Annotated in this window: 19 protein-coding genes and 1 pseudogene; 13 read left to right on the forward strand and 7 right to left on the reverse strand. The window is 67.5% G+C overall.

Annotated features, from left to right (window positions below; genetic code table 11):
• Positions 1-246 precede the first annotated feature (246 nt).
• From E0W80_RS00895 to E0W80_RS00905, 3 genes are read right to left on the reverse strand one after another with little or no spacing between them, the layout of a single operon-like run.
• A complete protein-coding gene (locus E0W80_RS00895) occupies positions 247-2,862 on the reverse strand; it encodes a hypothetical protein (RefSeq protein ID WP_131490953.1) in 2,616 nt (871 codons plus the stop codon).
• Positions 2,855-3,205, reverse strand: coding sequence for a helix-turn-helix transcriptional regulator (locus E0W80_RS00900; protein ID WP_131490954.1), 351 nt, complete (start codon positions 3,203-3,205; stop codon positions 2,855-2,857). Before E0W80_RS00900 ends, E0W80_RS00895 begins: the two co-directional genes overlap by 8 nt.
• Positions 3,186-4,331, reverse strand: a complete 1,146-nt coding sequence (locus E0W80_RS00905) for a tyrosine-type recombinase/integrase (protein WP_205802283.1) — start codon at positions 4,329-4,331, stop codon at positions 3,186-3,188. Before E0W80_RS00905 ends, E0W80_RS00900 begins: the two co-directional genes overlap by 20 nt.
• 147 nt (positions 4,332-4,478) lie before the next feature.
• Here E0W80_RS00905 and E0W80_RS00910 point away from each other — a divergent pair.
• Together E0W80_RS00910 and E0W80_RS00915 are read left to right on the forward strand one after the other, a co-directional pair.
• A pseudogene (locus E0W80_RS00910) lies at positions 4,479-5,228 on the forward strand (DNA-processing protein DprA); the annotation flags it as partial.
• Between the two features lie 65 nt (positions 5,229-5,293).
• Entirely contained in the window at positions 5,294-6,196 is a 903-nt protein-coding gene (locus E0W80_RS00915; RefSeq protein WP_131490955.1) for a tyrosine recombinase XerC, read from the forward strand.
• 32 nt (positions 6,197-6,228) lie between these two features.
• Here E0W80_RS00915 and E0W80_RS00920 read toward each other — a convergent pair whose 3' ends face one another.
• Positions 6,229-6,747, reverse strand: coding sequence for a M23 family metallopeptidase (locus E0W80_RS00920; RefSeq protein WP_131490956.1), 519 nt, complete (start codon positions 6,745-6,747; stop codon positions 6,229-6,231).
• Between the two features lie 304 nt (positions 6,748-7,051).
• Between E0W80_RS00920 and rpsB the strand changes: the two genes are divergently transcribed.
• From rpsB to E0W80_RS00965, 9 genes are all read left to right on the forward strand, one after another.
• Positions 7,052-8,002, forward strand: a complete 951-nt coding sequence (rpsB, locus tag E0W80_RS00925; RefSeq protein ID WP_047523368.1) for a 30S ribosomal protein S2 — start codon at positions 7,052-7,054, stop codon at positions 8,000-8,002.
• Positions 8,003-8,045: 43 nt separating this feature from the next.
• Positions 8,046-8,873 carry a translation elongation factor Ts gene (tsf, locus tag E0W80_RS00930; RefSeq protein ID WP_047523367.1) on the forward strand — a complete coding sequence of 276 codons (828 nt, stop codon included), beginning with the start codon at positions 8,046-8,048 and terminating at the stop codon, positions 8,871-8,873.
• A gap of 92 nt (positions 8,874-8,965) precedes the next feature.
• Positions 8,966-9,682, forward strand: a complete 717-nt coding sequence (gene pyrH / locus E0W80_RS00935) for a UMP kinase (RefSeq protein ID WP_047523364.1) — start codon at positions 8,966-8,968, stop codon at positions 9,680-9,682.
• Positions 9,683-9,750: 68 nt separating this feature from the next.
• Positions 9,751-10,305, forward strand: coding sequence for a ribosome recycling factor (gene frr / locus E0W80_RS00940; protein ID WP_047523362.1), 555 nt, complete (start codon positions 9,751-9,753; stop codon positions 10,303-10,305).
• Positions 10,306-10,310: 5 nt separating this feature from the next.
• Positions 10,311-11,456, forward strand: coding sequence for a phosphatidate cytidylyltransferase (locus tag E0W80_RS00945; protein WP_131490957.1), 1,146 nt, complete (start codon positions 10,311-10,313; stop codon positions 11,454-11,456).
• Positions 11,456-12,034, forward strand: coding sequence for a DivIVA domain-containing protein (locus E0W80_RS00950; protein WP_131490958.1), 579 nt, complete (start codon positions 11,456-11,458; stop codon positions 12,032-12,034). Before E0W80_RS00945 ends, E0W80_RS00950 begins: the two co-directional genes overlap by 1 nt.
• Positions 12,035-12,082: 48 nt before the next feature.
• Positions 12,083-12,760 carry a transglycosylase SLT domain-containing protein gene (locus tag E0W80_RS00955; protein WP_240740425.1) on the forward strand — a complete coding sequence of 226 codons (678 nt, stop codon included), beginning with the start codon at positions 12,083-12,085 and terminating at the stop codon, positions 12,758-12,760.
• Between the two features lie 9 nt (positions 12,761-12,769).
• Entirely contained in the window at positions 12,770-13,057 is a 288-nt protein-coding gene (locus tag E0W80_RS00960; RefSeq protein WP_047523352.1) for a hypothetical protein, read from the forward strand.
• A gap of 2 nt (positions 13,058-13,059) precedes the next feature.
• Complete coding sequence (locus E0W80_RS00965) at positions 13,060-13,776, forward strand: alpha/beta hydrolase (RefSeq protein ID WP_131490959.1); 717 nt, start codon at positions 13,060-13,062, stop codon at positions 13,774-13,776.
• Between the two features lie 15 nt (positions 13,777-13,791).
• On the opposite strand, the gene E0W80_RS00970 is transcribed toward E0W80_RS00965, so the two are convergent.
• Positions 13,792-14,853, reverse strand: a complete 1,062-nt coding sequence (locus tag E0W80_RS00970) for an AI-2E family transporter (RefSeq protein ID WP_047523349.1) — start codon at positions 14,851-14,853, stop codon at positions 13,792-13,794.
• Between the two features lie 181 nt (positions 14,854-15,034).
• Between E0W80_RS00970 and E0W80_RS00975 the strand changes: the two genes are divergently transcribed.
• Together E0W80_RS00975 and E0W80_RS00980 are read left to right on the forward strand one after the other, a co-directional pair.
• Positions 15,035-16,975 carry a glycosyl transferase gene (locus E0W80_RS00975; protein ID WP_131490960.1) on the forward strand — a complete coding sequence of 647 codons (1,941 nt, stop codon included), beginning with the start codon at positions 15,035-15,037 and terminating at the stop codon, positions 16,973-16,975.
• On the forward strand, positions 16,972-17,901 hold the full coding sequence (locus E0W80_RS00980; RefSeq protein WP_131490961.1) for a tetratricopeptide repeat protein: 930 nt from the start codon (positions 16,972-16,974) through the stop codon (positions 17,899-17,901). Before E0W80_RS00975 ends, E0W80_RS00980 begins: the two co-directional genes overlap by 4 nt.
• Before the next feature lie 28 nt (positions 17,902-17,929).
• Here the strand turns inward: E0W80_RS00980 and glgB are convergent, their stop codons facing one another.
• Positions 17,930-20,134, reverse strand: a complete 2,205-nt coding sequence (glgB, locus tag E0W80_RS00985) for a 1,4-alpha-glucan branching protein GlgB (protein WP_131490962.1) — start codon at positions 20,132-20,134, stop codon at positions 17,930-17,932.
• Positions 20,131-22,089 (reverse strand): alpha-1,4-glucan--maltose-1-phosphate maltosyltransferase, encoded by a 1,959-nt coding sequence (locus E0W80_RS00990; RefSeq protein WP_240740428.1) that lies wholly within the window; start codon positions 22,087-22,089, stop codon positions 20,131-20,133. Before E0W80_RS00990 ends, glgB begins: the two co-directional genes overlap by 4 nt.
• Positions 22,090-22,175: the final 86 nt, after the last annotated feature.

Below are 22,175 nucleotides of genomic sequence, written 5' to 3' on the forward strand. Positions count from 1 at the left end.
TGGGGCGAAACGGTGGTCATCACGATCACAGACGGTGCCGACGACATCGCTTCCGCAGAGGACGGGCCTCTCCGGGTGCCACGGGCCCCGTAGCGGGTCGGTGCTGCGTTCGATGAGGCCGGGGCGTGTGCGAGCGTCTCGACCGCGAGGGGGCCGACGACGGAGACCGGCGAGAGCGCTACCTGGCCTGCGAAGACAGTGTGTCCCTCGCCGGTTCGTGGGGCGAGACGAGCGCGTCGAGATCGGTCACGGACCCATGATCGAGCAGGCCGTGGACATTGCGGAGTGGTTCACCCGCGGTTCTGGATTGTGTCGATCCGTGAGTGCGCTGTAGCGGGCGTTGCTCGCCACCACGGCCTCCGCCCACCGGGTCGCGGCCGTGATGTGCAGGCCGGTGAGGCGCGCGATCACGGGGGCGGGCAACTCCTGGGCGAGGGAGGCCAGGGCGCCGGCGCGGGTATGACGGGCACGGATGCCGAACTTTGCCAGCCGGTCGGTGAGGGAGTCGCGGGAGAGTGGTGCGCCGTGATGCTGTCCGGGAAACAGCCAGTCGGATTCGCCGGCGTCGGTGAGCAGGCGCGGCGCGTCGCGGTGCGCGCGGGCAGCGATCGCGAGTTGTCCGATCGCCTCGGGCAGCTCCAACGGATCCGGCCCGAGCCGGATCATCACCGGGTCTGCTGCGGTGATGTCCGTCACGCGCAGTAGGTGCAGTCGGGCCACCGGGATTCCGAACAGGAGCAGCAGCGCGCCCGCGAGCCGGGTCCGGGGATCGTCACCGCGAGCGGTGAGCACTCCGCCGAGCAGCTCCCAGCGCTCGTCGACGCTGGCGCCGGTGGGTGTGTTCGAGGTGCGGCCCAGGGGAGGGACGTGCAGGCGCGGGCAGGTGCCGCTACGGGCCGCCCACTCAAGGAACGCCGCGACGCGCCGGCGAAGTGGTGGTCCGTCTAGGAGCCAGAGATCCAGTCGCGGCTGATCGAGAACGGCCAACGACTCTGAGCGGCCGGTGAGCCAGCTCATGAGGTCGAGGACTCGTAGCAGTTCCTGCCTGCGTCCGTTCGACTGCGATGGCGTGACCTGATCGGTCTGGTCGCGCAACTGCCGCAGATGACGCCAGCGGACGTACCGGTCGAACAGGCGGCGATGATCTGGGTTGACGATCTGCGCCGATCGAACCTGGCACCAGGTGTCGAACCGGACCAGCTGCTCGTCTCGCGCAGGGATCAGTCCATGCTCGGCCAGCAACGCCCGAACAGGGGCCGTCGACCCTGGACTGCCCAGCCGATCCAGCAGCGCGTGACTCAGCAGCTCCCCACCGGAGAGGGCCTCCCGCAGGATCGCGACCGTCGTGTTGCGGCGGAAGGCGTCCAGGGTACGTCGCTCGTCCGCGGCCAGGAACCGGTCGCGTAGTGGCCCGAGCATCGGATTGGCCGCCACGACATCGTCCGATAGCAACTCGCGGATCTTGTCGTCGGCGTAGCAACGATCACACCAACGGCGGCGATGCAGCCGACCGTGCGCCCCGCAGCGACGGCAGTCCCGGAACATCAACGGGCTGGTCCGGGCGCAACGCTGGCAGAGCGGACCCTTGTCGGTGCGCGCGCTCACCCGCGCGTCGCGGCCGCAGCCGATGCACGCCTCCACAATGTGCGGGGCGCAGGACCAGCAAAGCGGCTCCCCGTCCGGGGTGTGCCGAATCGGGAGCACCACCCGTGCGCAGACTGAGCACGGTTTGCGCTGGAGCGCGCAGGGCGTGCAGATCGCCTTCGCCGTGCTCGCGAAGCGACATTCCCGTTCCCGACCGCAACGGTGGCAGACATCGACGCGCGCGGCCGCGTAGCAGCCCACGCAGATCGCCTTCGATGTGCCGGGGAACCTGCATCGACCCGAGGTGCCGCAGACCGTGCAGACATCGGCGCCGGGCGCTGTCCGGCATCCGGAACACATCGGCCCGTCCGGAGTACGCACCGCGATCAGCCGGTGAATCCCGCAGCCGATGCACTCCGCGGAGGATTCGGGCAGCCGGTTCGTGCAGCTCTGGCAGAATCGGTCCCCGTTGGGACGCCGGAGCTCCAAATGGGCCGTGTCCCCGCATCCGTCGCAGACCGCCATATGCCCGGCCTTGTAGCAGGCGCGGCAGCACATCCGCCCGTTGAGTCGGTCCGGGAGCCTTCCGATCCGGCCGCAGTGCCCGCAGGCCAGGGCTCGCACCCGGGCGCCGAGACCACGCAGCCGCTCGTAGAACGTTGCGAACAAGACCGACGCCGCGGGCGGGTCGGCGATCCAGTTGACGCCGAACAACTCGCATTCCAGCGCGAGTCGCAACCTGCGATCCGCTTTCCATCCCTCGGTCGCGCTCAGCATCATGCTGAGAGTCCCGCCGGGAATCTGTTCGGCCACGAACCGATCCAGGCGCTCGTCGGCAACACCCTTCAGCGCACGCCAACAAGAGCGGCAGTACGCCCGGTCGCCTACCTGCGCGTGCCGCAACTGCCCATTCCGCTCACATTCGACGCAGTCGATCAGCACCGCCAGGCGTGCCCGCCCGCAGGCCTCGCAGATCCGGTCCAAGCCGTCCCGACGACTCAGCAGCACGACACGACCGCAGTGTGCGCAGCCCGGCGGGCGAACGGTTCTCGCGCCGGCGGCGGCGAGGTCGAGCAGGATGCGATCCAGCAGCCGCGGGATCCGCGTCGACCCCGAGAGCAGCATCCCCGGATCCTCGGTCAACTGTGCAAGCAGACGCCGCCCTGCGGGTTCCTGGAGGACCGTGCGGTCCACGACTCCCGCGATCACCTTCCGAGCAACCGTCTTCTCGACCTCCGTGATCGCTGCGACCAGGGCGTCGCGGACCTCGTCACCCATCCTTGGGGAGCACGCGCGCCCGCGGTGGGCGCAGGCCCTTCGCGCGCAGCATCGCCGCGCCGCGCGCGGGCTGGTCCTCACCGTCGGTGCCGGTCGCCGCCGCGGATGCCCCCAGGTCGACCTTGCGGACCAGCTCGTCCGCGCTGCACTCGAAGATGTCCATCAACGCGACCAGCACGTGCATATTCAGCCGTTCCGGCTTGTCCGTCGCTAACCGGTAGATCTGACTCGCCGACAATTCGATCCCACGCTCGCGCAGCAACGGCACCAGCTTCGACGTCGCGAAGATCCCCGACGCCGCCATCACCTCACGCAACCGCCACTCATACCCGATCACCTTCATCGGCCCCTCCTTCCTCCTGCGGCCGCAGCCGCCCCAACGCGTCCCGCATCATCTTGTTCGCGAAGTCGCCACTGACCCCGGTGTAGATCGACGTCGTTGACTGGTGCTGATGCCCGACCTGCCGCTGCACGAACACCGGATCAACCCCCTCCTCGATCAGATGCGTTACATAGCTATGGCGCAAAGCGTGCGGAGACAGCACCCGGTCGAACCCGAGATCTTCCCGATAGGCGGCGAACCGGTCCGATAGTTCCCGCGTGCGCAGCCTGGTGCCGCGCTCCGAAAACCACATCGCCCGCTCACCATCCGGCCGCATAAGTGGCCAGACGTTATCCAGATAGTCCTGCACCGCCTCCACCGCCCAGTCCCGCAACGTGACCACCGAGCGACGCTTGGGCGGGCCACCCTTGGACGCTTTTCCATAACGGACGTGCAGCATCCCGAACTCGCCGAACTCTGGCGCGTGCGCGTTGCGGTAGAAGTCGGTCACATCCAGATGGACCGCCTCGTTCGCCCGCAACCCCCACGCGTACATCACCCGCAGCAGCACCGCATCCCGATACGCCGGAAGTGCACCCTTGCGGCCACTCTCGAGGCACCGATCGACCTCCGAGTCGGCACGGTCAAACAACGCCTGCAACTCGGACCGGGTCAACGGTCGCCGCCCCGGCCGGCCTTCGTAGTTCTGCAGATGCCGGGTCGTGTTCCAGTCGTGACAGACCTGCACCGGGTGCGTCCCGAACCGCAGTTCACACTCCGCCGCCCACCCGTAGTGCTCCGATATCAAATACTCGCAGAACTGTCGTACAGCCTGCTGATAGCCGCGGATCGTCGACGGCGCCAAGTGCCGTACCGTCACCAGATCCAGCATCCACTCGTCGAACAAGCCCGCCGACCACAACCACGGCCACGAGCCTGCGTGCGCATGGAACTGCCGCACCGCGCGCACCGTTCCGGCCACATAGTCTTCGCGCAGCCCGCGCCCGCCCATCAGTTGCGCCCGCCAGCCCGTCACCATCGCCTCGAACACAGTCTCCTCGGCACGCAGGAACGAGATACCCGAGGCCAGATACAACCCCGCCACGCCATGCGCCACCAGCCCTGAAACCACCCGGATCGCTCCCATCAAACGCATACAACATGCATTAAACGCGAAGAATCGAATTGAAAGCAAATCGTACCCAGTCAGGAAGCGGCACCAACGATGTTCGCAGTACGATCAAGGTCACCTAGAGCCTGCAGGAATCTGCATCAGACGCAATAGGGCGCGCTTGTGTCGATGGTCGGCGCCCGCGCCTCGAGCGGTTACGGGGAGCAGGTGGCCGCTGAGCTGGCCGGTGATCTCGCCTCGACAGGGGCCGTGGTGGTGTCCGGCGGCGCCTACGGCATCGATGGGGCGGTGCATCGGGCGGCGCTCGGCGTTGGTGGGGCGACCGTCGCCTTCCTCGCCGGGGGAGTGGACCGCGCGTATCCGGTCGGTCATCAGCGATTGCTGCAGCAGATCTCTGAGCACGGGGCGGTGGTGAGCGAGCCGCCGTGCGGCACCGCCCCGACGAGGTGGCGCTTCCTCGCACGGAACCGCCTCATCGCTGCACTCGGAGAGGCGACGGTCGTCGTCGAGGCCGGGTGGCGCAGCGGCTCTCTGAACACCGCGGGTCACGCCGCGACGCTCGGTCGTCCGCTCGGTGCCGTACCGGGGCCGGTGACCTCGGCGTCGTCCGCGGGATGCCATCGTCTGTTGCGCGAGTATGACGCGCAGTGCGTCACTTCGGCAGCGGAGGTGCGGGAGCTGTGGGGGCAACTCGACGGCGTGCCGACAGTCGGTGCACTCGAGGATCCGAACAGGACGCGCGTACTCGATGCGCTGACCACGCGGTCGGTGCTCTCCGTCGATGAGATCGCCCGGCGCTCCGGCCTGTCTGCCGAGAGGGTGAGGTCCGTTCTCGGGCTGTTGCACCTGGAGGGCGATGTCGATGCCGACGGAACGGGCTGGCGTCGTGCACCACGCCCGCGAGGTGGGTGACTGTCAGGCCGACACCGCGGCGAGGCTCCGGATCACGGTCCCCCGACCGGGGCAGAGTGGAAGGTATGGAACTCACGGCCGCCGCCGAAGCGTTCGTCGATCACCTGGAACGGGTGCGTCGGCTGTCGCCGGCGACCGTGAAGGCCTACCGTTCCGACCTTCGGGACCTCGCCGCGTCCACGGGCAGTGTCCAGCTCGAAGACGTCGACCTCGACGCGCTCCGGGACTGGCTCTGGCACGCGACGCAGCGCGGCGATGCGCGCTCGACCCTCGCGCGGCGTTCTGCGGCAGCACGGTCGTTCTTCCGGTGGGCGCACGAACAGGAGCTCGTCTCTCAGGATCCGAGCCTTCGTCTGGTCACCCCGAAGAGGGGGCGCACTCTCCCGACCGTTGCGTCGCGGGAGGCGATGACCGCGTTGCTCGATGAGTATTGTGACGATGCCGCCGCAGGGGACCCGGTCGACTTGCGAGATCACGCGATCCTCGAGCTCCTGTACGGGTCGGGTATGCGGGTCTCCGAGCTGTGCGGGCTCGACATCGACGACCTCGATCTCGACCGAGCGACGGCGCGGGTGCTCGGCAAAGGGGCGAAGGAACGAGTCGTCCCCTTCGGCGCTCCCGCGCGGGACGCGTTGGACGCCTACCTCCGACGCGGGCGACCCGTCCTGGTCGCCAGAGCACGCACCTTCAGTCCCGCGGTGATGCTGGGGAGTCGGGGCGCTCGGGTCGGACCGCGGACGGTGTACGAGCTCGTCGCACGCGTGCTGGCGCCGATCGTCGGTGCCGAGACCATAGGACCCCACGCGCTCCGTCACACGGCCGCGACGCACCTCCTCGATGGCGGTGCGGATCTGCGCGCCGTGCAAGAGATCCTCGGTCACGCGAGCCTCGGCACCACGCAGATCTACACGCACGTCTCTGCGGAGCGTCTGACGGCCACCTATCGGCTCGCCCACCCGCGTGCGTGATCGTCGCTCACGGAGGTGATCGTCTCCGCGCGTCAGAGCGGCGCGCAGCAGGGGAGCAGGGTCGACCGCGGGATATCACCGAAGAGCAGGAGCGGGTTGATGTAGGCGCCATCCCGTCTCACACCGATGTGGAGGGCCCCCGACGGCGTGTGCCCGCCGACATCGACCGCGCCGATCTCCTGGCCGGCCGACACCGCATCACCGGGATCGAGCGTCGAGCGCAGGGGTTCGAACGTCGTCACGAGACCGTCGGCATGCGTGATCGTCAACAGCGGGCGATCGACGACGGTTCCGCGGAACGCGATGACCCCGTCTGCCGGAGCGACCGCGATCGCCCCGACGGACGAGACCAGGTCGACGCCTCGATGCCCTGCGCCGTATTCGTGCGCAGGAGCGCGAAAGGGCTCGACCACGGCCCGCGTGCCCAGGAGGGGCCATCGCCATCGAGGGAGGTCCGCGGCTTCCGCAGTGCCGAACGAGCCCAGCGTTGCGAGCAGGACGAGAAGGAGTCCGATCACGGAGCCGGACCTGGTGCGAGAGTGAAGGCTCATGCGGGGATCCTGTCGCGTGATTCCGGTCCGTGATCGGCGTTCCTGCGGTGTGGATGGCGACGGTGATCAACTCAGCGGGGACCGCCTCGGTGCAGAGGCAGTGAGGCCGCGGCATCCTGTATGCTGGAGGAGCACCTCGATATCGGGGTGACTACGCGTGCCCAGAGCGATCTCATCGCGGCATCGACACCCACAGGTCCTTCTTCCGAGGGGGAGGGTGCGTGCCGGGCACCAGGAAGTCCGGTCATCCGATCGGCTTGACAACCTCAACGGTACAGAAATGTGCCAGAACCAGGAGACGACCATGGCTGTGGTCACCATCCGCCAGCTGCTCGACAGCGGCGTGCACTTCGGACACCAGACCCGTCGGTGGAACCCGAAGGTCAAGCGCTTCATCCTCACGGAGCGCAGCGGCATCCACATCATCGATCTTCAGCAGTCGCTCGGCTACATCGACAAGGCCTACGACTTCGTCAAGGAGACGGTCGCCCACGGTGGCACCATCCTCTTCGTCGGCACGAAGAAGCAGGCGCAGGAGATCCTCGCCGAGCAGGCGACCCGCGTGGGCCAGCCCTTCGTCAACCAGCGCTGGCTCGGTGGACTCCTCACGAACTTCTCCACGATCTCGAAGCGTCTCGCACGCATGAAGGAGCTCGAGGAGCTCGACTACGAGACGCCGGCGAACAGCGGCTTCACCAAGAAGGAGCTCCTGCTCAAGAAGCGCGAGCTCGACAAGCTGCACAAGTCGCTCGGTGGTATCCGCAACCTCACCAAGACGCCTTCGGCTCTGTGGGTCATCGACGCCAAGCGCGAGCACCTCGCGATCGACGAGGCCAAGAAGCTCGGCATCCCGGTGATCGGCATCCTCGACACCAACGCGGACCCGGACGACTTCCAGTACCCGATCCCCGGCAACGACGACGCGATCCGTTCCGTCTCGCTGCTGACCCGCATCATCGCCGACGCCGCGGCCGAGGGCCTGCAGCAGAAGCACAACCCGGAGACGGGTGACGCTGAGCCGCTCGCCGACTGGGAGAAGGAGCTCCTCGAAGCTCCCGCCCAGGAGGTTCAGGAGTCCGCTGACGCCGCTGAGGTCGTGACCGCTGCCGACGAGGCCGCTGTCGTCGAGACCCCCGCTGCCGACGAGACCGCAGCCGACGAGGCCGGTGCCGAGGCTCACGACGAGGCGATCGCCGCTGCTTCCGGTGAGGAGACCGCTGAGGTCGCCGCCGCCGAGGCCGCAGACGCCAAGTAATCCCTCGTACACACCTACCTAACGAAGCAAGGAGCCACCACACATGGCCAACTTCACCATCGCTGACCTCAAGGCTCTGCGCGAGCAGCTCGGCACGGGCATGGTCGACACCAAGAAGGCGCTCGAGGAGGCCGACGGAGACGTCGCGAAGGCCACCGAGATCCTGCGCCTCAAGGGTGCGAAGGGCAACGCGAAGCGTGCTGACCGTTCCACGAGCGAGGGACTGATCGTCGCTCGTGAGCAGGACGGTGCCGTCACCCTGCTCGAGCTCGCCTGCGAGACCGACTTCGTCGCCAAGAACGAGCGTTTCATCACGCTGGCCGACAAGGTCGCCGATGCGGCCGCTGCGGTCAAGGCGGACTCGATCGAGGCAGCTCTCGCCGCCCCCGCGGGCGACAAGAGCGTCGAGCAGCTGATCTCCGAGGAAGCCGCGATCATCGGCGAGAAGGTCGAACTGCGTCGCGTGCGCACGATCTCGGGCGACAAGGTCGAGGTCTACCTGCACCGCACCAGCAAGGACCTGCCGCCGCAGATCGGTGTCGTCGTCGCGTATTCGGGCGACAACGCCGAGACCGCGCGCAGCATCGCGCAGCACATCTCGTTCGCCAACCCGTCGTACCTGTCCCGCGAGGACGTGCCGGCGGACGCCGTCGACAAGGAGCGTGAGATCGTCACCGAGATCTCCCGCAACGAGGGCAAGCCGGAAGCGGCTCTGCCGAAGATCGTCGAGGGTCGCGTGTCCGCCTTCATCAAGCAGGTCGCCCTGCTCGAGCAGGACTACGCGAAGGACAACAAGCTCTCTGTCGCCCAGGTGGCGAAGGACGCCGGTATCACCGTGACGGACTTCGCGCGCTTCAAGGTCGGCGCGTAGCGACGTTGAAGGGGTTCGGATCGTCATGATCCGAACCCCTTCTTCATGCCCACGAGGCAGTATCTTGAATCGGGACGAGAGGACACCCACCCATGACTGAACGCACCGGACGCCGTCGCGTCCTTCTCAAACTCTCCGGCGAGGCCTTCGGAGCGGGACAGCTGGGTGTCAGCCCCGACGTGGTGTCCCAGATCGCCCGGGACATCGCCGCGGCCGTCGACCGGGTGGAGGTCGCGATCGTCGTCGGCGGCGGCAACTTCTTCCGCGGCGCCGAGCTCAGCCAGCGCGGCATGGACCGCGGACGTGCCGACTACATGGGAATGCTGGGCACCGTGATGAACGCCCTCGCCCTGCAGGACTTCCTCGAGCAGGCCGGAGCCGCTACCCGCGTGCAGTCGGCGATCTCGATGACCCAGGTCGCCGAGCCCTACATCCCTCGTCGCGCGGAGCGCCACCTCGAGAAGGGGCGGGTCGTCATCTTCGGTGCTGGCGCTGGTCTCCCGTACTTCTCCACCGATACCGTGGCGGCCCAGCGCGCGCTCGAGATCGGAGCCGATGAGGTGCTCGTCGCCAAGAACGGGGTGGACGCGATCTACACCGCCGATCCCCACAAGCACGCCGACGCCGAGCGCATCGAGCAGGTCACCTACCGTGACGCACTCCAGCGCGGGCTCAAGGTCGTCGACTCGACCGCATTCAGCCTGTGCATGGACAACAGCATGGACATGCGTGTGTTCGGGATGGAGCCTGCGGGCAACGTGACGCGCGCCCTGCTGGGAGAGGCCATCGGCACCCTCGTCACCGCGTGAGCGTGTGACACGGCGGAGCCGCCTCCGCCCGATAGAATTTCCAGAACACCCCGACGATAGGAGTCACCGTGATCGCGGACGTCCTCGCTGAAACCACCACTCGTATGAACCGGGCGGTCGAAGCTGCCAAGGAGGACTTCTCCACGGTGCGCACCGGTCGTGCGAACCCGCAGATGTTCCAGAAGGTCCTCGTGGACTACTACGGCACGCCGACCCCCATCGCGCAGCTCGCATCGCTGGCGAACCAGGAGGCGCGCACCCTCATCATCACGCCGTACGACAAGTCGGCGCTCAAGGCCATCGAGCAGGCCATCCGGGACATGCCCAACCTCGGCGTCAATCCCACCAACGACGGCAACCTCGTCCGCGTCACGATGCCCGAGCTCACGGCTGAGCGCCGCAAGGAGTACGTCAAGCTGGTCAAGACCAAGGCTGAAGACGCCAAGGTGCATGTCCGCGGTATCCGTCGTAAGGCGAAGGACGAGCTGGACGCGCTCAAGAGCGAACTCGGAGAGGACGAGATCGCCCGCGGTGAGAAGGAGCTCGACGGTCTGACGCGTCAGCACGTCGAACTCATCGACGACGCGCTGAAGCGCAAAGAGGCCGAACTCCTCGAGGTGTAGTCGGGATGTCTGACGAAACGCGAGATGCCGATGACGGCACGCCACCGACGCGCCGGGATGCGCGTGGTGGTGCGCCGGCCGACGGCATCCCGCTCGTGGACGCGGCGTTTCCCTCCTTCGACGCGGACGCGATTCCGCCGCGTCCGCCGCTTCCGGTGACGCCGGAGTACACATCTCAGGACCCCGTCGGGCCGCTGGACACAGCTGACCACAACGCGATCCGTGAACAGTGGCGAGCCGCACGGGACGAGCTCGGCAGCCACGTCTCACATGCACGGGATCAGCTCGATCAGGCCAACGAGCGGATCAAGCAGCGCACGGGCCGCGACCTCATCCTCGCGATCCTGATCGGCCTTGCGTTCGGCGCTGCCCTGCTCGCATCCTTGCTGTTCATCAAGGCGCTCTTCGTGCCGTTCGCTCTCGCCGCCGCGCTGTTGGGCGTGTACGAGCTCTCCCGCGCGCTGCGGGCGTCCGGCAGACGGATCGACGTCGTGCCCCAGCTGATCGCCGCGGCTTTCCTGGTTCTCTCCGCGTACTTCGCCGAACCCTGGCTGTGCTGGGTGATGCTGTTCGTCGCGGTCGCCTTCGTGGTCGTCTGGCGCCTGATCGCGCAGATGGTGGTGAAAGACGGTCGTACCTACGGCGACGTGCTGACCGATGCCGTGATCAGCGGATTCGTGCAGATCTACGTGCCGTTCCTCGCCGGCGTCGCCCTCATCCTGCTGGAGCAGGAGGGCGGTCAGTGGTGGGTGCTCAGCTTCATCGCCATCGCCGTGGCCGCCGACACGGGGGCGTATGCCGCGGGGCTGGCGTTCGGGCGTCATCCGATGGCCCCGAAGATCAGTCCGAAGAAGACGTGGGAAGGGTTCGGTGGCGCCGTCGCCGCGTCCCTGATCGCAGGGGTGCTGCTTGCGATCTTCCTGCTGGAGCTGCCCTGGTGGGCGGGCCTGATCTTCGGCGCATCCATCCTCCTCTCCGCGACGCTCGGTGATCTCGGTGAGTCCATGCTCAAGCGTGACCTCGGTATCAAGGACATGAGTTCCTGGCTGCCCGGTCACGGCGGACTGCTCGATCGGCTGGACAGCATCCTGCCGTCGACCATTCCCGCGCTCTGCTTGTATTTCCTCCTTTCTCCCTGGGTGGTCATGTGATGAGTGACGAAAAGCTCGAAGAACAGGCGACGACGACACCGCCGGCGTTCGCGCTGACGACCGGGCGTGAGCGCGGCTACCATCGCGCAGCGGTCGACACCTTTCTCGCCTCTGCTCGTCGTGCCTTCGAGTCCGGGGGTGACGAGCTGAGTGCGGAAGACGTCCGCATCGCCTCGTTCCCGCTCGTGAAGGGCGGCTACGTGGTCGCTGACGTCGATGCGGCTCTCGGTCGCGTGGAAGACGCGTTCGCCGCTCGCGAGCGCGAGCGCGTCGTGCGCACGCAGGGAGCCGGCGCCTGGGTCGATCAGGCGAGAGCCGATGCGCAGGTGATCCTCGACCACCTCGCCCGACCCCGTCGTCATCGTTTCGCTCGCACCGGCGTGCTGACCTTCGGGTATCGCATCGACGAGGTCGACCACGTGTCGACGAGGATCGTGCGCTATCTGCGTGACGGCGATGCGCTCACCGCGGAACAACTCCGCTCGGCAGCCTTCCGGATGCAGCGCGGTGGCTACCGCGAAGAGCAGGTCGATGCTCTCCTCGACGCGACGATCGACGTCATCCTCGCCGTCCGCTGAGGTTCCTGATGGTCGATTCAGGCGCCTTTGCGTAGACTGTCCTTCATCGTGAACTCCCGAAACGACATGAACCTCGAACGAAGCGACTCCTCGCCGGTGCCCGCGGCCAGGGTGAAAGCCGCGCGCCCGGGTGCTCGCCGTTGGTCGCGTCGACGCGGTGTGGTGAGTGTCTTCAGCACCCTCGCCGTGGTCGGATTCGCCGGAGCACTCGTCGCACCGACCGGAGTGGCGCTGGCGGACCCCACCCCGACCGACTCACCCGACTCGGCTTACTCGTTGGCTCTCGCCGATACCCAGAACCTCGCGGTCACCGTGAGCGGTGCGGCGATCACGCCGATCGAACGCGGCACCTTCGAGGTGTACGTGAAGCCGAAGCCCGCTCCCACGGTCGCGTCCAGCTCGAACGGCGGGTCGTCCGGCGGATCGTCCCTGCCCCCGTACTCGGGAGGCGGAGCACCCGCCGAGTGGATGGCTGCCGCCGGGATCGCCCAGAGCGACTGGCAGTACGTCGACTACATCGTCTCGCGTGAGAGCGGTTGGAATCCCAACGCCACGAATCAGTCGTCGGGCGCGTGCGGCCTGGTTCAGGCGTTGCCCTGCAGCAAGGTGCCGGGCAACGGCTACAACCCGGTCGACAACCTGCGGTGGGCGACGGGGTATGCCACGGGACGGTACGGCAGCTGGGCCGGCGCCTACAACTTCTGGACCAACAACCACTGGTGGTGAGCAGGCGCCATGCCACGCTCACGCAGACGCCCTCCGGCGCGCCCGGAACCCGAGGACGCGTTCGACAGGTTGCTCGCCGGCTGGAAGCGCACAGAGACGCGCCGCGGCGCGGAGTGGACCGTGCAGCCGGTGTCTGCCGTGCAGGCACAGAAGGCGTACGTGTGCCCGGGCTGTGGCGGACAGATCGTGATCGGCACGGCGCACCTCGTGACCTGGCGTGCCGACGGAGTGCTGGGCGACGCGGCGGACCTCGCCGCGCGTAGACATTGGCACACACACTGCTGGAGGATGGCGTGAGCATGGAGATCCGAGGACCGCTGGAGCTTCCGGCGCAGCGCGAGGACATCGAGCTGACGACCGCGGACGGGCTCACGCTCGTCGGCGAGCTCGCCGTGCCGGAGGAGACCGCACCGGTGGCGACGCTCGTGACGCTGCACCCGTTGCCCACCGCGGGCGGCTTCATGGACTCCCACATCATCCGTAAGTCAGCGGCCCGCCTGCCTGCTCTCGCCGACCTCGCGGTCCTGCGCTTCAACACCCGCGGAACGACATCGCCGCGCGGGACCAGCGATGGCGCGTTCGACGGCGGTGCTGCCGAGCAGTTCGACGTGGCGGCGGCGATGGATTTCGTCCGTGACCGCGCCTTGCCGAATCCCTGGCTCGTCGGATGGTCGTTCGGTACGGAGCTCGCCCTCAAGTACGGTCGCGACCATGACACCGCCGGCATCATCCTGCTCTCCCCGCCCTTGCACCGCGCGACGGACGCGGAAGTCGCTGCCTGGGGTGCGGTCGACGTGCCCGTGGTGATCCTGGTGCCGGAACTCGACGACTACCTGCGTCCGGACGAGGCACGTGAACGGTTCGCGTCGATCCCGCACGCGAATCTGATCGCCGTGGACGGCGGCAAGCATCTGTGGGTCGGGGAGACGCAGACCCGGCGCGTGCTCACCGAGATCGTGGCGGCGGTGAACCCGTCGGCGCTCCCGCTGGCGACGCACTGGCCCGAGGCCGACTGAGCCCTCCGCCTCGCCTCAGAGCTCGTTCATGCGGGGGATGAGCACCTGACGGTAGATGATCAGGATGCTCGCCGCGACGGGGATCGCGATGAGCGCCCCCAGCAGCCCGAGCAGGCTTCCTCCGGCGAGTGCGGCGACGACCACGACAGCTCCCGGAACGGAGACCGCACGACTCATGATGCGCGGGGAGATCACGTACGCCTCGATCTGCATGTAGATCAAGTAGTAGATGGCAGCGGCGATCGCGATTCCCGGCGAGCCGAGCCCGGGGATGAGACATACGAGCACGATGATCGTGGAGCCCGTCAGGGTGCCGACGAGCGGGATCAGCGAGAAGAAGAACGCGATGATCGCGAGGACCGTGGGGAACGGCGCATTGATGATGGAGAGGAAGATAGCGCTCAGGACGCCGTTGAGCACACCCTGGGAGACCTGGCCCATCACGTAGTAGCCGACCGAGTCGGTGATCTGCTCGGAGAGATCGATGAACCGATCGCGCTTCGAGGCCGGGGCGAGCTGGTAGACGGCGCGCTTGAGGGAGGGGGTCGACGCGGTCAGGTAGATCGTCAGGATGAGCACGATGAACGCCCCGAAGAGTCCACTGAGGACAGCGCCGCTCGCGACGAGGACCCCTTGACCGATCGAGCCGCCGATCTCGGCCAGGTTCGTCGTGAGCCATTCCGTCACGTAGGTGAAGACGTCATCGACGAGCAGGTTGGGGAACGTGGCCTGCATCCACTCCTTGAGATCGGGGATCAGGTTCCCGCGTGAGACGATCGCCGAGATCTGTGCGATGAGCTGAGAGATCTGGTCCACCAGCACCGGGAGGATGATCAGGACGATCCCACTGAACACGGCGAGGACAGCGACGATGGTCACCAACACGGCGAGCCACCGGGGGAGTTTGCGGCGTTCGAGGAACGAGACCAGCGGATCCAGGCCCAGGCTGAGGAAGAGCGCGGTGCCGACGTAGAGGAGCACCGTGGAGAGCGTCTGCACGCTGCTGATCAGCAGGATCCCCAACCCCACTCCGAGCGTCGCCACCAGCGCGGTGCGGAAGGGATTGTGGATCTTCATCTGTGGACTCCTCGAAACGGCTGCAGCAAGGCTACCGAGCGGGAGCCTCGAGCAGCGGGCGACGTGCCGTTTCCTGCCCGCACTGCACCTCCTCGTGGGCAACACACAGCTGATTTCGCTAGTCTGAAATGTCGAGTGTTGCGTCGCGGGCAGATGCCGGTGATGCGTGAGGAGACTATTCGTGCGTTTCGTATGGGCCGTGGTGGCCTTCGTGCTGGCCGCGGTGCTGATCGGGGCGGGGATCGCCCAGCGCACCATATTCATGGGGCCCGACTCGCAGCAGACGCAGGTCGAGATCGATGAGCCCGCACCGTTCGTGCTGCTGGATGGCGACGTCCTGCGGACGAACCCGGGTGCGCAGAAGCTGATCGTCCGCGGCCAGGGAGACATCTTCAGCAGTTACGGTCGGACCGCCGACATGGAGGCCTGGCTGGCTGACTCCGACTACAACCGGGTGACGGTGGACGACGAGGGCGAGTTGTCGGTCGAGCACGTCACGGCACCCGAAGACCCGGATTCGACGGACGCCGGTGAGGACGCGGGCGACGGGGCGACCGAGGAACCCGCAGGCCGCGACCCGCGAGGGTCTGACCTGTGGCTGGACTCCTTCGAGGATGAGAACCTCCTCACCGTCGACAAGATCCAGTTGCCCGAGGGAACGAGCACGTTGATCGCCTACGACGGCACGCTCGACGCGCCCGACCAGATCACGGTCTCCTGGCCGTTGGACACGAAGACGCCTCTGGCAGGGCCGCTGATGGTCGCCGGTGGCATCGTGCTGCTGATCGGACTCATCCTGTACGTGCTGGGGATCCGCCATCAGCGGCGAGGACGCGGCCCTCGTCGCAAGGGTCCCGGCCCGCTTCCGGCGACCGAGCCGATCGACGTCGCCGCGCTTCCGCCCGCGGAGCGCGCCGCACTCGAAGCCGGGAACGATACATCGGAATCTCAGACTTCCGTCGACGGAGCATCGGACGACGGGACCGAAGATGCGGAGATCGTGGACGATCACAAGGGAACCGACTCGAAGAACGCCATGCGAGCGGCGCGCCCGATGCGGCGGCGTCGGATGCTGGCACTCCCGGCACTCGGTCTGACGGCCGTCCTCGCTGCCGGATGCTCGGCGGACTCCTGGCCCCAGTTCGACGGCGCTTCGGCGTCTCCGTCGCCGAGCCCGACGGTGATCGCCCCCGAGAACCAGAAGCCGCCCGCTGTGACGGAGTCGCAGGCCAAGCGCATCCTGCAGTCCGCGTCCGAGACCGTCGCCGAAGCGGACTCCGCGCTCGACCTCGACCTCGCGACCACTCGTCTCGACGGCCCCGCACTCGCCGCGCGGACCACGGAGTATGCATTGCGGTCGAAGATCGCGGACATGGCGCTACCCGCAGCCATCCCGACCGACGACTTCGAGGTGGTGCTCCCCGAGGCCACCGACCGCTGGCCCCGCACGGTCCTCATGCTGTCGAAGAGCACCGGTGACGACACCGTGCCCCCGGTCCTCCTCATGATGACGCAGGCGGATCCGTGGTCGAACTACCGGATCAGCAACATGGCGGAGATGTCGGCGGACGCTGTGTTCCCCGACGTCGCAGCCACCTGGCTCGGCACCTCCCTCGTGCCGTCCGACTCCGCCTTCCTGACGCTTCCACCGGCTGAGCTCGCTCCGGCTTTCGCCGATGTCGTCGATGCCGGGGAGAAGAGCGAGTACTACGGTCTCTTCGACGACCTCGCGTTGAATCTCGCGAGCTCGATCACCGACAGCAGGCAGGCCGTCGTGAAGAACCTCGCCGACAAGGGGGCGTCAGAGACGTCGAAGGCAGCCTTCGACATGTCCCCGACGACAGCCGAGCCCATCTCGATGACCACTCTCGATAGTGGTGCGATCGTCGCCGTGTCTCTCACCGACAAGGAGACCGTGACTCCGACGTCGTCGGATGTGGTGATCCGATTCGGTGACAACGCCGAGGCGAAGGCGCTGACGGGGGCGACCGAGTCCGCGAAGGGCGTCGAGACGACGTACGAGTTCCAGCTGTTCTTCTCGGTCCCCGCACAGGGATCGACGGAACAGATCCGACTCCTGGCAGTCCACCAGGACCTCCTCTCCGTGAAGGTGATCAAGTGAGTGAAATCTCCCCGGCCGCGCTGCGTGGCGCGGTGGACCTTTCGAGCCTCCGCAACCGGCCGGCGTCGCCGTCCGAGAGCACGGCCACGCCCGGCGTCGTCGACGTCGTGGTCGACGCCACTGATGAGACGTTCGGCCAGATCCTCGAGCTCTCGCGCACGGTGCCGGTCGTCGTCGACCTGTGGGCGGAGTGGTGCGGTCCGTGCAAGCAGCTCAGCCCGATCATCGAGAAGGTGACCCGCGAACTCGGCGGGCGCGTCCTGTTGGCGAAGGTCGATGTCGATGCGAACCCGCAGCTCGCGCAGAGCTTCCGGGCGCAGTCGATCCCGATGGTGGTCGCGTTGATCGCCGGCCAGCCCGTGCCGATGTTCACCGGTGCGGTGCCGGAGCAGCAGGTGCGAGAGGTCTTTGCCCAGCTCTTGCAGGTCGCCGCACAGAACGGTGTCACCGGCACTCTCGCGGTCGAGGAGACGGCGGCTGCTGACGCACCGAGTGCACCGGAGGAGCCGGAGCTTCCGCCGCTGCACGCCGAGGCCTTCGCCGCGATCGAGGTCGGGGACTACGCCGCCGCGATCCGCGCGTACGAGAAGGCACTCGCCGAGAACCCGCGTGACGAGGAAGCCCTCGCCGGACTGGGACAGGTGCGCCTTCTCGATCGCGTCCAGGGGCTCGATCTCCAGGCGGCCCGTGCGGCGGCCGCCGAGCGTCCGCTCGATGTCCAGGCGCAGTTCGATGTCGCGGATCTCGACCTTTCGGGAGGTCACGTCGACGATGCGTTCGGTCGACTGCTCGACCTCTTCGCGCAGCTGCCCTCCGATGAGCGCACTCCTGTCAGGGAGCGCCTGGTCGAGTTGTTCGGACTCATCGGGGCAGCCGACCCGCGCGTCGTCTCCGCCCGCAACCGGCTCTCTTCGCTGCTCTTCTAGGGAAGACGGGAACCGGTCGGGTGCACTGTCACCCGTGACTCACGGTGGGCACGTGCGGCTCGGGCTGATGGCGCAGCCAGAGCGTCGAGAGCGCGGGGAGTGTCACCACCGCGGTGGGAGCGGCGCCCTCATCCGCGCTCGCGAAGACCATGCCGAGGTTTCCCGAGCCTCGGCCGCCGTACTCGGCGGCGTCTGTATTGAGAACCTCCTGCCACACCCCTTCCCGGGGGAGCTCGAGGCGATAGCCGGCGTGCTCGACGCCCGCGAAGTTGCTGACGACGACCAAGCGTCCTCCGTGGTCGTCGCGCCGCTCGAACGCGATCACGGACGGATCCCAGTTCGGCGCACCGAGTCGATGGAAGGACGACCCGTCGTTGTCCCGCGCCCAGAGCGGTGCCTGTGCGCGATAGGTCCGGTTCATCGCGCCCACGAAATCCTGCAACTGCAGATGCGAGGGCTGGTCGAGAAGCCACCAATCGAGTTCGCGACTCTCCGACCACTCGGCGAGCTGACCGAACTCCTGTCCCATGAACAGGAGCTTCTTGCCCGGGTGCCCCCACATGTATGCAAGGTACGCGCGGGTGTTGGCGAGCTTGTGCCAGTGATCGCCCGGCATCTTCGTGAGCAGGCTCCCCTTGCCGTGCACGACCTCGTCGTGGCTGATCGGCAGCAGGTAGTTCTCGCCGAAGGCATAGACGAACGAGAACGTCATCTCGCCCTCATGATGCGAGCGGTACATGGGATCACGTGAGATGTACTGGAGCGAGTCGTTCATCCACCCCATGTTCCACTTGAAGCCGAACCCGAGCCCCGCGTGATCGGTGGGGGCGGTGACGCCCGGGAAGCTCGTGGATTCCTCGGCGATCATCATGATCCCCGGATGCAGGCGGTAGGCGGTGGCGTTGACCTCCTGCAGGAACCGGATCGCTTCGAGGTTCTCGCGTCCGCCGTGGATGTTGGGCTCCCATTGGCCGGCCTCGCGGGAGTAGTCGAGGTAGAGCATCGAAGCGACCGCGTCGACCCGCAACCCGTCGACATGGAATTCCCTGAGCCAGTAGAGCGCGTTGGCGACCAGGAATCCTCGGACCTCGGGGCGTCCGTAGTCGAAGATGAGCGTGCCCCAGTCCTGGTGTTCGCCGCGGCGCGGGTCGGGGTGCTCGTACAGCGGCTGACCGTCGAAGCGGGCGAGGGCGAAGGCGTCCTTCGGGAAGTGCCCCGGCACCCAGTCCATGATGACGCCGATACCGGCCTGATGCAGACGATCGATCAGGTAGCGCAGATCGTCGGGGCTGCCGAACCGGCTCGTCGGCGCGTAGTACCCGCTCACCTGGTAGCCCCACGAGCCGCCGAACGGATGCTCGGCCAGAGGCATGAACTCGACATGGGTGAACCCTGCCGCCGTCACATGGTCGATCAGCGGACCCGCGAGCTCGCGATACCCGAGTCCGGAACGCCAGGACCCGACGTGGAGCTCGTAGATCGAGAGTGGCTGCGCGACGGCATGCGTTGCCGCACGCCGGGTCATCCACGCACCGTCGGACCAGGCATAGGACGAGGAAGTCACCACGGAGGCCGTGTCCGGAGGAACTTCGGCGGCGAGCGCCATGGGGTCGGCCTTGAGGATCCATGCCCCGTCACGCGTACGGATCTGGTACTTGTACCGGGTGCCGACCGACAGGTCCGGGATGAAGAGCTCCCAGACTCCACTCACCCCCATCGAACGCATCGCGTGGGCTTCGCCGTTCCAGTCGTTGTGGTCACCCACCACGCGCACGGCGGTGGCGTTGGGTGCCCAGACGGCGAAGGAGACGCCCGGCTCGCCCTCCGCGGTTCGGGGGTGCGCCCCCAGCGCCTCCCAGAGGTGTTCGTGACGCCCCTCGGCGATCAGATGCAGGTCGAGGTCGCCGAGGGTGGGACGGTGCCGATAAGGATCGCCCACGACGGTTTCCGCGTGATCGGCGTAGCGCGTCGCGACCCGGTAGGGGAGAGGGGGACCGACGTGCTGCCCCTCCCAGATGCCGTGCGCGGCGTGGGAGAGTTCGAGTCTGGTTCCATCATCGAAAACGGCGGCGACCTCCGACGCGAGAGGGCGTCGGACGCGGATGACGGTCACCGTCCGGTCGGCGGCGTCCTGGTGGGCATGTGCGCCGAGCACGGAATGCGGATCATGGTGGGTGGCCGAGGAGACCGCCTCCCATTCGGTGGATGCGGCGACGTCTTCCGCGTAGCTCATGATCGCTCCCTCACCTTCAGGATGTGGACCGGCTCGGCGAAGGCGTCGAGTCGTACGTAGTTGTGGTCGCTCCAGGTCCAGATCGCGCCGGTGAGGAGGTCCTCGACCTCGAACGGGTGGCCGAGGGGAACACCCCACCGGGTCGTGTCGAGGTGGACGGTGGTCTCCCGCACCGAATGCGGGTCGACGTTGGCGACCACGATGATCGTGTCCGCGTGCCCGCTCCCGGTGAACGGCGCCGCGAGGTGCTTGCTGTAGACGAGGACGGCGTCGTCGTCGCTCCAGTGGGTCGAGAAGTTGCGGAGCTGACGCAGCGCCGGGTGGGCGGCGCGGATCTCGTTGAGCCTGCGCAGCAACGGCGCGAGCGACTCCCCGCGAGCCTCGGCCCCGTTCCAGTCGCGGAACTTGTACTCGTACTTCTCGTTGTCGATGTTCTCCTCGGAACCCGGGCGGGCGACGTTCTCGAAGAGCTCGTAGCCGGCGTACACGCCGTAGACCGGTCCTGCCGTGGCCGCGATGCAGGCACGGACCCGGTAGGCGGCCCGACCGCCGAACTGCAGATACTCGGTCAGGATGTCATGGGTGTTCACAAAAAGGTTCGGGCGCATGTAGTCGGCGGTCTCGTGTGAGACCGAGGTGAGGAACTCCTCGAGCTCCGCTTTCGTGTTCCGCCAGGTGAAGTAGCTGTAGCTCTGCTGGAACCCCACAGCGGCGAGGGCGCGCATCACCGCGGGACGGGTGAACGCCTCCGCGAGGAAGATCACGTCAGGGTCGACCGCGTTGACCTCCGCGATCAGCCACTCCCAGAACTGCAGAGGCTTGGTGTGCGGGTTGTCGACCCGGAAGATCTTCACCCCCTGCGCGACCCAGTGCTGAACCACCCGGAGCATCTCCGCCGAGATCCCCGCAGGGTCGTTGTCGAAGTTGAGCGGGTAGATGTCCTGGTACTTCTTCGGCGGGTTCTCCGCGTACGCGATGCTGCCGTCGGGCAGCGTGGTGAACCACTCCGGGTGCTCCCTGACCCAGGGGTGATCGGGGGAGGCCTGCAGCGCGAGGTCGAGCGCGATCTCGAGGCCCTCCTTCCGCGCGGCGCGGACGAAGGCCCGGAAGTCCGCGAGAGTGCCGAGGTCGGGGTGGATCGCGTCGTGGCCGCCCTCTTCCGCACCGATGGCATACGGCGATCCCGGGTCGCCCTGCTCCGCCGTGAGGGTGTTGTTGCGTCCCTTCCGGTTCGTGATGCCGATCGGGTGGATCGGTACGAGGTAGACCACGTCGAAGCCCATCGCCGCGACTTCCGGGAGGCGCTTCGTCGCTGTGCGGAACGTCCCGCTCCGTACCGTCCCGTCCTTCAACCGCTTGGTGCCTTCGGAGCGCGGGAAGAACTCGTACCAGGCACCGACTCCTGCGGCCGGCCGATCGACGACGAGACTCTGCTCGGGGGTGGCGGAGCGGATCGCCGTGACAGGCCGGGCGCGGAAGATCTCCGTCAGCTGGGGGTCCGCGGCGAGGGCCGCGGTCACCGCGCCGTCGCCGCTCCGCAGTGACTCGGCGTCTGTGAGCAGCCGTCGTCGCTGCGCGGCCGGGCGGTCCTTCTCCGCGGCGGCGCGCGCGAGCAGTTCGGCCCCCAGGGCCGCCATCACGGGGATGTCGACGCCCGCGGCGACCTTCAACGCCGCCGCGTGGGCCCAAGTCGCGAAGTCATCGGCGAACGCCTCGAAGCGGTAGTGCCAGGTGCCCTGCTCGTCGAGCGCGACGTCTGCTGACCAGGTGTCGGTGCCGTCGTGACGAGGGGAGAGTCTGTGGAGCGTCTCTTCTCCGGAGGGCGACGTGAGGCGGAGATGCACACCGATGATGTCGTGGCCCTCGCGGAACGACACCACGTGGAAGGGGACGACTTCGCCGACGAAGGCCTTGGCGGGAAATCCACCGGGGACGACGGGCGAGGGGTCGAGCAGCGGGAGCCGGGTCGTACGCAACGCACCGGGGAGGTCTACGTGCCCGGGCGCGCGCGCCGGGATCTGAGCGGGGCTCCGGAGAGCCG

The organism is Microbacterium sp. PI-1 (genome assembly GCF_004337555.1).
Classification (GTDB): domain Bacteria; phylum Actinomycetota; class Actinomycetes; order Actinomycetales; family Microbacteriaceae; genus Microbacterium; species Microbacterium aurugineum.